This is a genomic window from Microbacterium sp. MMO-20 (genome assembly GCF_037147735.1).
Taxonomy (GTDB): domain Bacteria; phylum Actinomycetota; class Actinomycetes; order Actinomycetales; family Microbacteriaceae; genus Microbacterium.
This window is the reverse complement of the sequence record NZ_JBBCUU010000001.1, coordinates 293,269-307,264: the sequence shown is the minus strand read 5'-3', so window position 1 is coordinate 307,264 and position 13,996 is coordinate 293,269. Positions and strand designations below refer to the sequence as shown.

The 13,996-nt window shown below is 69.3% G+C and carries 14 protein-coding genes and 1 tRNA gene; 6 read left to right on the top strand and 9 right to left on the bottom strand.

Features of this window, described 5'->3' with window-relative positions; all coding sequences use genetic code 11:
• The first annotated feature begins 5 nt into the window (after positions 1 to 5).
• Both WFI52_RS01590 and WFI52_RS01585 read left to right on the top strand, forming a co-directional pair.
• A tRNA-Pro gene (locus WFI52_RS01590) sits at positions 6 to 79 on the top strand.
• 104 nt (positions 80 to 183) lie between these two features.
• A complete protein-coding gene (locus tag WFI52_RS01585; protein ID WP_336625331.1) occupies positions 184 to 948 on the top strand; it encodes an HAD-IIB family hydrolase in 765 nt (254 codons plus the stop codon).
• A gap of 7 nt (positions 949 to 955) precedes the next feature.
• Here WFI52_RS01585 and WFI52_RS01580 read toward each other — a convergent pair whose 3' ends face one another.
• Both WFI52_RS01580 and WFI52_RS01575 read right to left on the bottom strand, forming a co-directional pair.
• Positions 956 to 2,212, bottom strand: coding sequence for an alpha-hydroxy acid oxidase (locus WFI52_RS01580; protein WP_336625332.1), 1,257 nt, complete (start codon positions 2,210 to 2,212; stop codon positions 956 to 958).
• A gap of 11 nt (positions 2,213 to 2,223) precedes the next feature.
• Positions 2,224 to 2,976 (bottom strand): FadR/GntR family transcriptional regulator, encoded by a 753-nt coding sequence (locus tag WFI52_RS01575; RefSeq protein ID WP_336625333.1) that lies wholly within the window; start codon positions 2,974 to 2,976, stop codon positions 2,224 to 2,226.
• Positions 2,977 to 3,098: 122 nt separating this feature from the next.
• Between WFI52_RS01575 and WFI52_RS01570 the strand changes: the two genes are divergently transcribed.
• Positions 3,099 to 3,935 carry a DUF1295 domain-containing protein gene (locus WFI52_RS01570; RefSeq protein ID WP_336625334.1) on the top strand — a complete coding sequence of 279 codons (837 nt, stop codon included), beginning with the start codon at positions 3,099 to 3,101 and terminating at the stop codon, positions 3,933 to 3,935.
• On the opposite strand, the gene WFI52_RS01565 is transcribed toward WFI52_RS01570, so the two are convergent.
• From WFI52_RS01565 to sigJ, 4 genes are all read right to left on the bottom strand, one after another.
• Positions 3,928 to 4,542 carry a thymidine kinase gene (locus WFI52_RS01565; protein WP_336625335.1) on the bottom strand — a complete coding sequence of 205 codons (615 nt, stop codon included), beginning with the start codon at positions 4,540 to 4,542 and terminating at the stop codon, positions 3,928 to 3,930. The two genes, WFI52_RS01570 and WFI52_RS01565, sit on opposite strands and share 8 nt — an antisense overlap.
• A 16-nt stretch (positions 4,543 to 4,558) precedes the next feature.
• Positions 4,559 to 6,007 (bottom strand): malate dehydrogenase (quinone), encoded by a 1,449-nt coding sequence (mqo, locus tag WFI52_RS01560; RefSeq protein ID WP_336625336.1) that lies wholly within the window; start codon positions 6,005 to 6,007, stop codon positions 4,559 to 4,561.
• A 118-nt stretch (positions 6,008 to 6,125) separates the two neighbouring features.
• Complete coding sequence (locus WFI52_RS01555) at positions 6,126 to 7,199, bottom strand: aspartate-semialdehyde dehydrogenase (protein WP_336625337.1); 1,074 nt, start codon at positions 7,197 to 7,199, stop codon at positions 6,126 to 6,128.
• A 121-nt stretch (positions 7,200 to 7,320) separates the two neighbouring features.
• A complete protein-coding gene (sigJ, locus tag WFI52_RS01550) occupies positions 7,321 to 8,214 on the bottom strand; it encodes an RNA polymerase sigma factor SigJ (RefSeq protein ID WP_336625338.1) in 894 nt (297 codons plus the stop codon).
• 88 nt (positions 8,215 to 8,302) lie between these two features.
• On the opposite strand from sigJ, the gene WFI52_RS01545 reads away from it, so the two are divergent.
• Positions 8,303 to 9,043: an SDR family oxidoreductase gene (locus WFI52_RS01545; protein ID WP_336625339.1), complete on the top strand. Its 741-nt coding sequence runs from the start codon at positions 8,303 to 8,305 to the stop codon at positions 9,041 to 9,043.
• A 16-nt stretch (positions 9,044 to 9,059) separates the two neighbouring features.
• On the opposite strand, the gene WFI52_RS01540 is transcribed toward WFI52_RS01545, so the two are convergent.
• Positions 9,060 to 10,361, bottom strand: a complete 1,302-nt coding sequence (locus WFI52_RS01540) for an aspartate kinase (RefSeq protein WP_336625340.1) — start codon at positions 10,359 to 10,361, stop codon at positions 9,060 to 9,062.
• 151 nt (positions 10,362 to 10,512) lie between these two features.
• On the opposite strand from WFI52_RS01540, the gene WFI52_RS01535 reads away from it, so the two are divergent.
• Together WFI52_RS01535 and WFI52_RS01530 are read left to right on the top strand one after the other, a co-directional pair.
• On the top strand, positions 10,513 to 11,001 hold the full coding sequence (locus WFI52_RS01535; protein WP_336625341.1) for a hypothetical protein: 489 nt from the start codon (positions 10,513 to 10,515) through the stop codon (positions 10,999 to 11,001).
• Positions 11,002 to 11,081: 80 nt separating this feature from the next.
• Positions 11,082 to 12,428 (top strand): threonine/serine ThrE exporter family protein, encoded by a 1,347-nt coding sequence (locus tag WFI52_RS01530; protein WP_336625342.1) that lies wholly within the window; start codon positions 11,082 to 11,084, stop codon positions 12,426 to 12,428.
• On the opposite strand, the gene WFI52_RS01525 is transcribed toward WFI52_RS01530, so the two are convergent.
• On the bottom strand, positions 12,397 to 13,353 hold the full coding sequence (locus tag WFI52_RS01525; RefSeq protein WP_336625343.1) for a DMT family transporter: 957 nt from the start codon (positions 13,351 to 13,353) through the stop codon (positions 12,397 to 12,399). The genes WFI52_RS01530 and WFI52_RS01525 overlap by 32 nt on opposite strands.
• Positions 13,353 to 13,946, bottom strand: a complete 594-nt coding sequence (recR, locus tag WFI52_RS01520; RefSeq protein ID WP_336625344.1) for a recombination mediator RecR — start codon at positions 13,944 to 13,946, stop codon at positions 13,353 to 13,355. The genes WFI52_RS01525 and recR overlap by 1 nt, the downstream gene beginning before the upstream one ends.
• Positions 13,947 to 13,996 lie beyond the last annotated feature (50 nt).

Genomic DNA, 13,996 nt, shown 5'->3' with positions numbered 1-13,996 from the left:
TGCCACGGGGTGTGGCGCAGCTTGGTAGCGCGCTTCGTTCGGGACGAAGAGGCCGCAGGTTCAAATCCTGTCACCCCGACAGCAGAAGGGCTCCGCCGGAGGATCACTCCGGCGGAGCCCTTCGCGGTTCCACCTCTAGAATTGCCCGCAGAACCCCCGTCACGAGAGCGAGCCGATCTCCCCATGAGCACCGTGCGCCTGGTCGCCTTCGACCTCGACGACACCCTCGCCCCCTCCAAGAGCGCCATCGATGCCCGCATCGGCGATCTGCTCGTCGCGCTCGCCGAGCGCGTCGAGGTCGCGATCATCTCGGGCGGCCAACTCGCGCAATTCACGACGCAGGTCGTCGACCGCCTCCCGGCATCGGCCGGATCGATCCTCCCCTACGTGCACCTGCTGCCCACCTGCGGGACGCAGTACTACCGCCTCGGCACCGAAGGCGTCGAGACGGTCTACGCCCGCACGCTCAGCGACGACCAGAAGCAGCGCGCGCTGACCGCCGTCGAGGAGGAAGCGCGTCGCCTGGGTCTCTGGGAGGCGCAGACGTGGGGCGACATCCTCGAGGACCGCGGGTCCCAGATCACGTTCTCCGCTCTCGGTCAGACGGCTCCCGTCGAGGCCAAGTCGGCGTGGGACCCCACGGGCGCCAAGAAGGCCGCCCTCCGCGACGCCGTCGCCGCACGCGTGCCCGACCTCGAAGTCCGCTCGGGCGGGTCCACCTCCGTCGACATCACCGAGCGCGGCATCGACAAGGCCTACGGGATGCGCGAGCTCGCGGCGCACACCGGCATCCCGCTGGAGGACATGCTCTTCGTCGGCGACCGCCTCGACGAGCACGGCAACGACTACCCCGTGCTCGCCATGGGCGTGGCATGCCAGGCGGTCGAGGGATGGCAGGACACGGCGGAGTTCCTCGAGCGGCTCCTGCCGACCCTTCCGACGCGCTGAGGCGGCTTCAGACGCGCGCCGCCGCGCCGAAGCCGGGCACAGGGACGAGCCGCTGCAGCTGCGTGACGTGGCGCGGCTCGAGCTCGTCGATGGACGCGACGCCGAGCAGCTTCATCGTGCGCTCGATCTCACTCCGCAAGATCTCGATGGCGCGGTCGACGCCGCGACGCCCACCCGCCATGAGCCCGTACAGGTAGGCGCGGCCGATGAGGGTGAACTTCGCGCCGAGCGCCATCGACGCGACGATGTCGGCGCCGTTCATGATGCCCGTGTCGACCATGATGGTCGCGTCCGCTCCGACCTCGCGGACGACCTGCGGCAGCAGCCGGAACGGGATCGGCGCGCGGTCGAGCTGACGCCCGCCGTGATTCGAGAGGACGATGCCGTCGACTCCGAGATCGACGAGTCGCGTCGAGTCGGCGACGTTCTGCACTCCCTTGATGACGATCTTGCCCGGCCAGAGCGAGCGGATGATTTCGAGATCCTCGTAGCTGATCGTGGGGTCCATCGCGGCATCCAGAAGCTCTCCCACCGTGCCGCCCGTCGTCGTCAGCGACGCGAACTCGAGCTTCGGCGTCGTGAGGAAGTCGATCCACCACCAGGGCCTGGGGATCGCGTTCACGATCGTGCCGATGGTGAGCTGCGGCGGGATCGAGAAACCGTTGCGCTTGTCGCGCAGCCGCGCGCCCGCGACGGGCGTGTCGACCGTGAACATGAGCGTGTCGAATCCGGCCTTCGCCGCCCGCTCCACGAGGCCGTAGGAGATCTCCCGGTCCCGCATCACGTAGAGCTGGAACCAGTTGCGTCCGTGTGGGTTCGCGGCGCGCACGTTCTCGATGGAGGTCGTGCCGAGGGTCGAGAGCGTGAACGGGATGCCGGCGGCTCCCGCGGCGCTGGCGCCCGCGATCTCACCTTCGGTCTGCATGAGGCGCGTGAAGCCCGTGGGCGCGATGCCGAAGGGCAGCGCGGAGCGCCCGCCGAGGATGTCGACCGACGAGTCGACGTTCGCTGCGGGGCGGAGGATGTCGGGGTGGAATTCGACGTCTTCGAATGCGCGGCGCGCGCGTGCGAGCGAGAGCTCGCCTTCGGCGGCGCCGTCCGTGTAATCGAAGGCCGCCTTCGGGGTGCGGCGCTTCGCGATGGTGCGCAGGTCGGCGATCGTCAGGGCACCCTCGAGTCGGCGTTTCGTGCCGTCGAGCTCGGGCTTCTTGAACTGCATGAGCTCGAGCAGCTCGGGAATCTTGGGGAGTTGGCGCTGAACCATGCGCAGGCCTTTCAGTGGTCGGTGGAGTCGTGCGCGCCAGTCGGGGCCGGGAGCCCCGCGTCGGCGTAATAGTCGGTGATGTGCGCACGGACGCGCCGGCGGGCATCGGCGGCGTCGCCGCGCTCGATGGCCGCGAGGATCTCGCCATGCTCGTGTCGCAGCCGCGTCGCCGTGGCATTCCAGTCGGGCACGCGCGCCGCGCCGGCGCGGATATAGCTCTCGATCGTCTCGCGCAGCCCCGCCATCGTGGCCGAGACGACGACGTTGCCGGCCGCCTCGGCGAGGCGCACGTGGAACTGCGAGTCCAGTGCGAGGAAGTCCTCGAGCGTCAGATCCGCCTCCTCCATCGCCGCGAGCGTCGCGCGGGCGTCGTCGAGCGGAGCGTCGGCGCGGTCGGCGAGGTGAGCCACGGCCCACTCCTCGAGCAACAGACGGGTCTCGTAGACGTCGGGGATGGGAAAGCCCTGCGCGGCGACCTGGAGACGCAGCAGCTGGGCGAGGCCGCCCTGCGGAGTCGCGGTCACGATCGCCCCTGACGTGGGCCCGGAGCCCGTCGCGGTGCGGATGAGTCCCATGACCTCGAGGACGCGAAGAGCCTCGCGCACGCTCGACCGTCCGACGCCGAGCGTCGCGGCGAGCTCGCGTTCGGGCTGCAGCCGGTCGCCGGGGCCGAGCCTGCCCTCGAGCAGGTCGCCCTCGATCTTGTCGAGCACGACGCGCCACGCGCGTGCGGGCGCAGTCCGCTCCGGAGCTGAATCGGTCATCGTCGCCCTTTCCATGGTCCGACCACACTACAGCAGTGTGGTCCGACCGCCAAGTACGAAGTGAAACGATACAACAGTCAGAACGCCGCGTGCGCCGACGCAAACGGCTCTACGCTGAGCCCATGGATCCGCTCCCGATCGTCGTCGCTGCGGCGGCGGCATCCGCCCTGTTCTGCTGGATCGCCTCGCTCGTCACGAAAGACACCTCATGGGTCGATCGTCTCTGGTCGATCGTGCCTGTCGTCTACGTGTGGATCTTCGCCGTCGCAGCCCTCACGCACGGCGACGATGCGACGCGACTGATCCTCATGGCCGTGCTCGTGACAGCATGGGGGGCGCGTCTGACGTTCAACTTCGCCCGCAAGGGCGGGTACTCCGGTGTCGAGGACTATCGCTGGGCGATCCTGCGCGGACGGATGAAGCCGTGGCAGTTCCAGCTCTTCAACCTCCTCTTCATCGTGCTCTACCAGATGACGCTCCTCGTGCTCATCACCCTGCCCGCCTTCGTCGCATGGCAGCACCCTGCGCCGATCACCGGCTGGGATGCCGCCATCGCGTTCCTGTTCGCTCTGCTGCTGCTCGGCGAGACGATCGCCGATCAGCAGCAATGGGAGTTCCACCAGCGCAAGAAGCGCGGTGAGGCCGAGGGCTTCCTCACGACCGGGCTGTTCGCGTTCTCCCGGCATCCGAACTTCTTCTTCGAGCAGGCCCAGTGGTGGGCTTTCTACGCGCTCGGCGCGAGCGCCGCGGTCTCCGCAGGGGCCGGGTTCTGGGGTGGCGCGGTCAATCCCACGATCGTCGGCCCGGTGCTCCTGACAGTGCTCTTCATCGGGTCGACCGTCTTCACCGAGTCGATCTCGGCGTCGAAGTACCCCGCGTACGCGAGGTACCGCAGGGAGACGTCGATGCTCATCCCGCTCCCCCGCCGCGCCCGCGGCGGCGAGCGAGCACTCAGCTGAGGCGTCCGCCGAGACGTCCTCCCGAGGCGAGCAGATAGTCCTGCGCGCACAGCGACTCATAGGTGACCTGGGCGTGATCGAGGTCGTCGATCGCGACCTGATCCCCGTCGAAGACGAAGCGACCGCCGACGAGTCGCGCGTTGAAAAGCGCCTTGCGACCGCACCGACAGATCGTCTTCAGTTCTTCGAGGCTGTGCGCCACCTCCAGCAGGCGCGCCGACCCTGGAAAGGCGTGCGTGCGGAAGTCGGTGCGGATGCCGTAGGCGAGCACGGGGGTGCCGTCCTCCACGGTGAGCCGGAGCAGGTCATCCACTTGTGCCGGCGTGAGGAACTGGGCCTCGTCGATCAGAAGGCAGGCGACGGCGCCGATGTAGCGGGAGCCGTGGTCCGCGACGAGCGTGCGGACGTCTGCATCAGGTCCGATGAGAAAGTCCACCTGACGCTCGACGCCGAGCCGGCTGGAGATCTGGTCGGCGCCCTTCGTGTCGATCTCGGGCTTCGCCAGGAGAACGTGCTGACCGCGCTCCTCGTAGTTGAATGCAGCCTGCAGCAGTGCCGTCGACTTGCCGGAATTCATCGCTCCGTAGCGGAAGTAGAGCTTGGCCATGCGGCGTCCCTGCGCGTCAGCGGGTGATCTCGAGAGCCCCGGCGGTGTCAGCGAGCGTCGCGTCGGCGAGCGCGCGGTCGTCGTTGAGGTGGATGCCGTAGCTCGGCATGAGGCGCGCGAGCTCCGGCTCCCACTGCGCCATTCGCTCCGGGAAGCACGTCTTCAGCAGGTTCAGCATGATCGGCGCGCCCGTCGAGGCGCCCGGCGATGCACCGAGAAGACCGGCGATCGTGCCGTCCGCCGCGGCGACGACCTCGGTGCCGAGCTTGAGCTGGCCGCCGACCATGACCTGCGCACGCTGACCGGCATTCAGAAGCTCCCAGTCCGCGGCATCGGCCGTGGGCATGAACTCGCGCAGGCTCTCGACCTTGCCCTTGTGGGTCTTCAGCAGCTCGCCGATGAGGTACTTCAAGAGGTCGAGGTTCGTGACCGCGACCTTCAGCATGCTGAAGACGTTCGAGAAGCGCACTTGCGTGATGAGGTCCCACCAGTGCCCCTGCTTGAGGAACTTCGGGCTGAACGTCGCGAACGGCCCGAACAACAGCGAGGTCTCGCCGTCGACGACACGCGTGTCCAGGTGCGGGACGGACATGGGCGGCGCGCCCACGGCGGCCTGCGAGTACACCTTCGCCTGGTGGCGGGCGACGACGGCGGGATTCGAGGTCTTCAGCCACTGGCCGCCGATCGGGAACACTCCATAGCCCTTGATCTCGTCGATCCCGGAGCTCTGCAGGAGCTTGATCGCCCATCCACCCGCGCCGACGAAGACGAAGCGGGCGTCGAGCGTGCCCGGCGTCTTGCCGAGAGAGTGGCGGTAGGAGACGCGCCAGGTGCCGTCCTTCCGCTTGCGCAGCTTCCTCGCCTCGATGTTCGTGAGGACCTCGACACCGTCCTTCTCGAGGTGCGCGAAGAGCTGGCGCGACAGGGCGCCGAAGTCGACGTCGGTGCCGGCCGTCACGCGCGTCGCGGCGAAGGGCTCGTCAGCCTTGCGGCGACCAGCCATGAGCAGCGGCGCCCACTGGTTGATGACGCGGCTGTCCTCGGAGTACGCCATCGTCGAGAACAGCGGCTGCTGCCGGAGGGTTTCGTAGCGGGCCTTGAGGTACGCCACATCCTTCTCGCCCCGCACGAACGTCATGTGCGGCGTCGGGTTGATGAATGTCTTCGGCTCGTCGAGCACGCCCTCGCGAACGAGCGACGACCACAGTTCGCGGCTCGTCTGGAACTGCTCGTTGATGCTGATCGCCTTCGCCGGGTCGGCGGCATCGGGCATGTAATTGAGCTCACAGAGCGCGGAGTGTCCCGTGCCCGCGTTGTTCCACGCATTCGACGACTCTTCGGCGACCTCGCTGAGGCGCTCGAGCACCACGATCTTCCAGTCCGGCTGGAGCCGGTGCAGGAGGGTTCCGAGGGTGGCACTCATGATGCCACCGCCGATCAGGACGACGTCGACGGGTTCACTCACGATGTCCCAGTCTAGGCCGCGTTTCCGGCGTGGGCGGACGCTTCAGGCATCCTGCGCCGTCAAGGAACCGCGTTCTTGCCGATCCGTGAAGACGGGCCCGCACGAAGCCTTCTGCGACTCAGGCAGCGGGGGTGCCCAGGCGGGCCCCGACGAGCTCTGCGATCTGCACCGCGTTGAGGGCAGCACCCTTGCGCAGGTTGTCGTTGCTGACGAAGAGGACGAGGCCCTTGCCGGCCGGCGCCGACTGGTCGGCGCGGATGCGTCCCACGTAGCTCGGGTCGTTGCCGGCCGCCTGGAGCGGCGTGGGGACCTCTTCGAGGACGACGCCGGGGGCGGATGCCAGGATCTCGCGCGCACGCTCGGGAGTGATGTCCTGTGCGAACTCTGCGTGGATCGACAACGAGTGTCCCGTGAAGACCGGCACGCGCACACAGGTGCCCGCGACCAGGAGGTCCGGCAGCTCGAGGATCTTGCGGCTCTCATTGCGGAGCTTCTTCTCCTCGTCGGTCTCGTTGTCGCCGTCGTCGACGAGGTTGCCCGCGAAGGGGATCACATCGAACGCGATGGGCGCGACGTACTTCTCCGGCTGCGGGAAATCGACGGCCGAGCCGTCGTGGACGAGATCGAGCGTGTGATTCTGCGCGAGAACTCCCTCGATCTGCCCGAGCAGCTCCTGCGCCCCGGCGAGGCCCGAGCCCGACACGGCCTGGTACGTCGACACGATGAGGCGCTCGAGCCCCGCGGCCTCGTGCAGAGGCTTCAGCACCGGCATCGCGGCCATGGTCGTGCAGTTGGGGTTCGCGATGATGCCCTTCGGCGGATTCACGGCCGCGTGCGGGTTGACCTCGCTGACGACGAGGGGCACGTCGGGGTCCATGCGCCACGCACTGGAGTTGTCGATGACGACGGCGCCGGCCTCCGCGAAACGCGGGGCGTGGGCGCGCGAGCCGGTCGCCCCCGCGGAGAACAGGGCGATGTCGATTCCCGCCGGGTCGGCCGTCGCGACATCCTCGATGATGACGGTCGCTCCGCCGAACTCCACTGCCTGGCCTGCCGAGCGGGCCGTCGCGAAGAGACGGAGCTCACGGATCGGGAACGCGCGCTCCGCGAGAATCTCGCGCATGACCGTGCCGACCTGGCCGGTGGCGCCGACGACGGCGACGGAGAGTCCTGAATCAGAGATGCGGGTCATGGCGGGTCCTTGCGTGGAGAGGGTTTCGGCGATTCTACCGGGGCCGAGCGCAGGCGATCTGCCGGAGGACGGCGGATGCCTGCCGATTCAGCCTGCATCGGTCGGTTCGCCCGCACGGGAGTCACCAGAGGCGCAGCTTCTCGGGGTTGCGGACCACCCAGATCTCCGTGACGCGCTCGCCGTCGGTCGCGAACGACACGACCGAGTCGACCTCACCCGCGACACGCACCAGAATGCCCTCGCCGTCGCCGTGTACGACGGGTTCATACGCTGCGGTCGGGTGCTTGGCGGCGATGCCGAGAAGGAACCGCGCGACCCGATCGGCGCCGCGCACGCTGCGCCGCGCCGCAGAGACGACGCCGCCACCGTCGGAGCGGAGGACGACGTCGGGGTCGAGTGCGCGCACGAGCGCCTCGAGCCGGCCGGTCGCCGCCGCCGCGGAGAACGCCGCGACGACAGCGCGATGGCGCTCGGCTGGGACGGGGACGGCGCGGCGGGACCCCACCTGCGCTCGCGCCGAGGCGCCGAGCTGACGGCATGCCGCCGGTGTGCGATCGACGACCGTCGCGATCTCGGCGTACGGCATCGCGAAGGCGTCGTGGAGGACCAGAACGACCCGCTCGGCGGGGGTCAGGGTCTCCAGCATCAGCAGCAGCGCCGTCGACACGCTTTCCGCGCGTGCACTGACGTCGACGGGATCGGACTGCGCCCCGACCGGCCAGTGATCAGCGGGCACCGGTTCCGGCAGCCAGTCGCCGACGTAGCGCTCTCTCCGGGCTCGCGCGGAACCGAGCATGTCGAGGCAGATCCGCGCCGTCGTGCGCATCAACCACGCGGCGGGTGAGCGAATATCGTCACGCTCCGCCGGATCGAGTCGGAGCAGACGCACGTACGCTTCCTGCACGGCATCCTCCGCATCGGCCATCGTGCCGAGCATCCGGTACGCAGCAGACAACAGCGCGCGGCGATCCGCCGGGTCGATCTCCGCGACGCGCGCACTCTGTGACACCGGCATCCCTTTCGCTGGTCGGTGCTCACATTCTGTCGCGCTGCGTCGTCGGAAAGATGAACGCACGCATCGCAGGACGAGAAGGGACGCACGCATGAGGATCGCCATCGCGGGAGGAACGGGCACTGTGGGACGACTCGTCACGAGGGAGGTCGAACGACGAGGGCACGATGCCGTCGTCCTCGCGCGCTCCGTCGGCGTCGATCTCGCCACGGGGAGCGGACTGGTCGGCATGCTCGACGGCGCCGATGCGGTGATCGACGCGGCGAGCGTCGCGACGATGAGCGCGAAGGATGCCACGGCGTTCTTCCGCGCGGCATCCGGCACACTCCTCGCCGCCGCGGAGCGCGCCGGTATTCGGCACGCCGTTCTGCTGTCGATCGTCGGCATCGACCGGATCCCACACGGCTACTACGCCGGCAAGCTCGCCCAGGAGGAGGAATACTCCCGCGCATCGGTCCCCGTGTCGGTCGTCCGCGCGACGCAGTTCCACGAGTTCGCCGGTCAGGTGGCCGCACAGGCCAGGGTCGGTCCGCTCCAGCTCGCACCGCGCGCGCGTGTGCAACCGATCGCGGCCGATGCGGTGGCCTCGCACCTCGTCTCCCTCGCGGAGGGCGATCCGCAGGGGCGAAGCACCGACATCGCCGGACCCCAGGAGGAACAGCTCTCGAGGATGGTGCGGGAGTGGGAGCGCCACGCCGGCCACCGCCGACCGGTGCTCCCCGTCGACATCCCGTCGGCGCAGATGCGGGGCATGCGACGCGGGCTTGCGCTCCCCGGCCCGGACGCGCTCATTCTCGGCCCTCGCTTCGCCGACTGGCTCAGTCGGCGGTAACGAAGCAGAAGCGCTATCAGCGACCGGTGCCGGCGTGTACGACGGCCTCGACCTCGGCATCCAGACCGAACGCCGTGTGCACGACGCGCGCCGCCTGGGCGAGATCGTCGCCGCGGAGGACCACGGAGATCCGGATCTCGGACGTCGAGATCATCTCGATGTTCACGCCCGCCGTCGACAGCGCCTCGAAGAGGGTCGCCGAGACGCCGGAGTGGGTGCGCATGCCGGCACCCACGACCGACAGCTTGCCGATCTGGTCGTCGTGTACGAGGCTCTCGAAGCCGATGCCGCCCTGCTCGGAGGCGAGGGCTCGCAGAGCCGTCGCGGCATCCGACTTGGGCAGAGTGAAGGAGATGTCGGTGCGCCCGGTCGCCGCCGCGGACACGTTCTGGACGATCATGTCGACGTTGGCGCCCGACTTGGCGACAACCGTGAAGATCTCGGCCGCTTTGCCCGGGACATCGGGCACGCCGATCACGGTGATCTTCGCCTGACCGAGGTCGGTGGCGACACCTGCGACGATGGGCTCTTCCATGGAGGACTCCTCTGTGCTGTCGGGAGCGAGGCTTTCGGGAACCGTCATGCCGGGGCCCAGCACGAACGTGCCGCGGCCGGAGCTGAACGTGGAGCGGGCGTTGATCATCACTCCGTGGCGGCGCGCGTACTCGACCGCGCGGATGTACAGCACCTTGGCCCCGTTGGCGGCGAGCTCGAGCATCTCTTCCGCCGAGACGACATCGAGCTTGCGGGCCTTCGGCACGACGCGCGGGTCGGCGGTGAAGATCCCGTCGACGTCGCTGTAGATCTCGCAGACGTCGGCCTGGAGCGCAGCGGCGAGGGCGACAGCGGTCGTGTCCGAGCCACCGCGACCGAGCGTCGTGATGTCGCGGGTATCGCGGTTGAACCCTTGGAATCCTGCGACGATGACGATCGCGCCTTCGTCGAGCGCTTCGCGCAGCCGCACGGGAGTGACGTCCACGATGCGTGCCGACCCGTGGTCGGCGGTCGTGATCATCCCGGCCTGGCTGCCGGTGAAGGAGCGTGCCTCGAAGCCCATCGAGTGGATCGCCATCGCGAGGAGCGCCATGGAGATGCGCTCGCCCGAGCTCAGCAGAATGTCCAGTTCGCGCGGCGCGGGGATCGGCGCCACCTGCGCGGCGAGGTCGATGAGCTCGTCGGTGGTGTCACCCATCGCCGAGACCGCGACGACGACGTCGTGCCCGGCGCGCCGGGCGTCGACGATGCGCTTGGCGACGCGCTTGATGCTCTCCGCATCGGCGACGGAGGACCCGCCGTACTTCTGGACGATCAGCGCCACGTGTGGAACTCCGCGTAGGTCGGTGGTGGTGTGAAGCGGGAGGGGGATGCCACGCCGCTCAGCCGGGCGCATCGGCGCCCTCGCCCATTGTAGAGAGCGGCGGATGCCCGTCCGGCCATGTGACGCCAGCCCACCGCGCTACGATGCGGCCATGGATGCCCTCGACACCTGGCACGAGTTCAACGTCGCGATGCTCGGCGCGACAGCGGCCCTCGCAGGTCTCGTCATCGTCGCGGCGAGCGTCAACATCACGGTGATCATCGCCGCGCCCGCCCTCACCTCGCGTCTCGCATCCGCGATCGCGGGGCTCGTCCTCGCGATCGTGGTGTGCGCGGTGGGGCTCATCCCCGCTCTGACCGCCCCGGCGTTCGGGATCGCGGTCGTCGTATCGAGCCTCGTCGCGGCGGTGTTCGCGGTGGACGCGACCGTCCGCATCTTCCAGAACCGGCACCCGGAGAATCGCCTGCGCGCGGGGAAGTCCGCTGTCGCATTCCTCGCCCCGGCGCTCTACCTCGTCGGCGGCATCCTGCTTCTCGCCGCCGATCCCGCAGGGCTCGTCTGGACCGCCGTCGGCGCGATCGCAGCGATCGTGGCGGCACTGTTCGTCTCGTGGGTCGTGCTCGTGGAGGTGCTGCGCTGACTTCGCCCGACCCGCACCTCCCGCCGACGCCGGCCCCACCGACCCGGCGGCGGCTGTCGCGTGCGTTTCGGAGCATCCTCGTGCGCGAGGATGCCCTCGACACGCACACGTCCGTCCTCCCGGTACTCGACCAGGCGCACGCGACACAGGTCATCGAACTCGCGGTGCGTATGGGCGAGACCATGCTCGTGGCGGGGGCGCCCGCGAGCGAAGTGACGCGCACGATCGTGCGCGTTGCCGATGCCTACGGCATGCGCCCACTGCACGTCGACGTCACCTACAACTCGATCACGACGGCCGGCCGCGCGGGCGACGGCGCTCCCGTCACGACCCTGCGCGTCGTGCACGGAGCCGCCCCCGACCACGCCAAGCTGCAGCGCCTGCAGGCTCTGCAGGCCGAGATCGCGACGGGGATCCCGCTCGGTGAAGCCGAGCTGCGCTGCCGCGACATCCGTCGCACGCCGTTCCGCTACCGCCCCACCGTGATCATCGCCGCGCAGGCACTGCTCGCCGTCGGTGTCGCGATCATGTTCGGTGTCAACCTGCTGAACATGTCGCTGGCATTTCTGGCGGCTGCCCTCGCCGCGCTCACGCAGTACCTGCTGGCACGAGCCCGCGTGCCCTACTTCTTCAGCCAGATCGCCGGCGGTCTCGTCCTCACGATCGTCGCGGCCCTCACTCCGCTCCTCGCGCGGACGGGGTGGGAGCAGGCGGCCACCATACGCCCATCGGTCATCGTCGCGTCGGGGATCGTTCTCATGCTCGCCGGGCTCACGGTCGTCGGCGCGGCGCAGGACGCGATCGACGGCTTCGCGCTGACCGCACTCGGGCGTCTGCTCGAGCTCGTCACGCAGACGGTCGGCGTCGTCCTCGGCATCCTGCTCGGTCTCGAACTGGCACGCGTGCTGGGGTTCGCGATGGAGCCGCCGAGCCAGGCGCTCCCCCTCGGCCCACTGCCGTTGCAGTTCGTCGGGGCGGCGATCATCGCCGTGGCCGTGGCGATCTTCAACGGGGCGGGAGTGCGCATCGTCGTCATCAGCGTGGTCCTGAGCTTCGTCGCATGGGCGGGGTTCACCGCAACCGGGGCGATCGGGTTCGACGTCGCGGCGGCGAGCGGCGCGGGTGCGTTCGCGGGGAGTCTTCTGGGCACACTCATCGCCTTCCGGCTGCATGTGCCGTCCGTCGCCGTCACGATCGCCGCGATCCTGCCGATGGTGCCCGGCGCCGCAGTCTTCCGGGGTCTCCTTACGATCGTGGAGTCGGGCGAGGATGCGACGCTCCTGCTGTCCGGCGCGGTGACACTCGCGGGCGCGGCCACCGTCGGCGTCGCGCTCGCGGTCGGCGCCTCGCTCGGCATCTACCTCGGCCAGCCGCTCCGGGCGACGCTGAACGGGGTCACTCGAGCGCGGACGCGTCTGCGCGCCTGAGCGGCCGCGGGCGCACACGACCGCCGGTCGCCGCGAGCCAGCAGCCGACGAGCACGACGGGAAATCCGATGATGAGCCCGCTCGAGAGGTCCTCACCGAGCACGACGACGCCCAGCACGATCGCGACGACGGGATTGATGTACGTGAACAGCGGCGCACGGGCGGGACCCACCTCGCCGATGAGGGCGAAGAAGGCGAGGAACGCGACGGCGGTGCAGAGGATGCCGAGCGCCGCGAGAGATACCGTACTGCGCACGGTGGGAACCTCGTGCTGGGTGAGCACAGCGACCGGCAGGTAGGCGATCCCGACGCAGAACAGCGACAGGGTGATCGTGCCCAGCGAGGGCACGCGCGCGAGCTTGGTCGCGACGATGAACGGTGCGACGGCGTAGAGGAAGGCGACAAGGAGGACTTCGCCGATGGCACCGAGCGCGCGGGCGGGATCGGCGACGGCGAGCCCCGGGCCGGCGACGATGACTCCGACGCCGATGAATCCGATCCCGAGCCCCGCACCCCGTACCGGCGACAGCATCGTTCGATCGCCGCGCGCGAGCGCGATGCCTGCGGCGAACAGCGGCACCGTCGCCACGAGCAGCCCCGTGAGGCCGGACGGCAGCGTCAGCTCGGCATGGCCGAGGAGGAAGAACGGCCCGGCCATCTCGATAGCGCCGAACGCGAGAACCCACGGCCAGAGCTTCAGTGCCGGCCGCAGCGCGCCCCGGCGGATCGCGAGGGGCAGCAGGATGAGTGCGCCCAGCAGCGTCCGCCCTGCCACGATCGCCGCCGGCGAGAACGAGTCGACCGCCTCTTTGATGAGCAGGTACGGGATGCCCCAGAGGATCGCCATCGCCGCATAGAGCAGCCAGGCGCGCGCAGAAACCGTGTGGTGCGGGACTGCGCCCTGCGGAACGGCCAGCCGCGCCATCACACGCTCCGACGACCCTCGAACGCGCGCCCGAGCGTCACCTCGTCGGCGTACTCGAGGTCGCCTCCGACGGGGAGCCCCGATGCGAGGCGCGTCACCCGGATCTCGAGCGTGTGCAGCAGCCGGCTGAGGTAGGTCGCCGTCGCTTCGCCTTCGAGGTTCGGGTTCGTCGCGAGGATGACCTCCTGCACCGTGCCGTCGGCGAGACGCTGCATGAGCTGCGCGATGCGGAGGTCGTCGGGGCCGATGCCCGCGATCGGGCTGATCGCCCCACCCAGCACGTGGTAGAGACCGCGGAACTCGCGCGTGCGCTCGATCGCGGACACGTCCTTCGCGTCTTCGACGACGCAGATGAGAGTCTGGTCGCGGCGCGGATCGCGGCAGATCGCGCACCGATCCTGCTCGCTGACGTTGCCGCAGATCTCGCAGAAGCGCACCCGCTCGCGCAGTTCACCCAGGAGGTGGGACAGCCGCGACACGTCAAAGGTCGGCGTCTGCAGGATGTGGAACGCGATGCGCTGAGCGGACTTCGGGCCGATGCCCGGCAGTCGCCCGAACTCGTCGATGAGGTCTTGGACGATGCCGTCGTACATGGACTCTCCGGGCCTCTTGTTCGGGGTGGTCAGTGCGGTGGGGTGGTCAG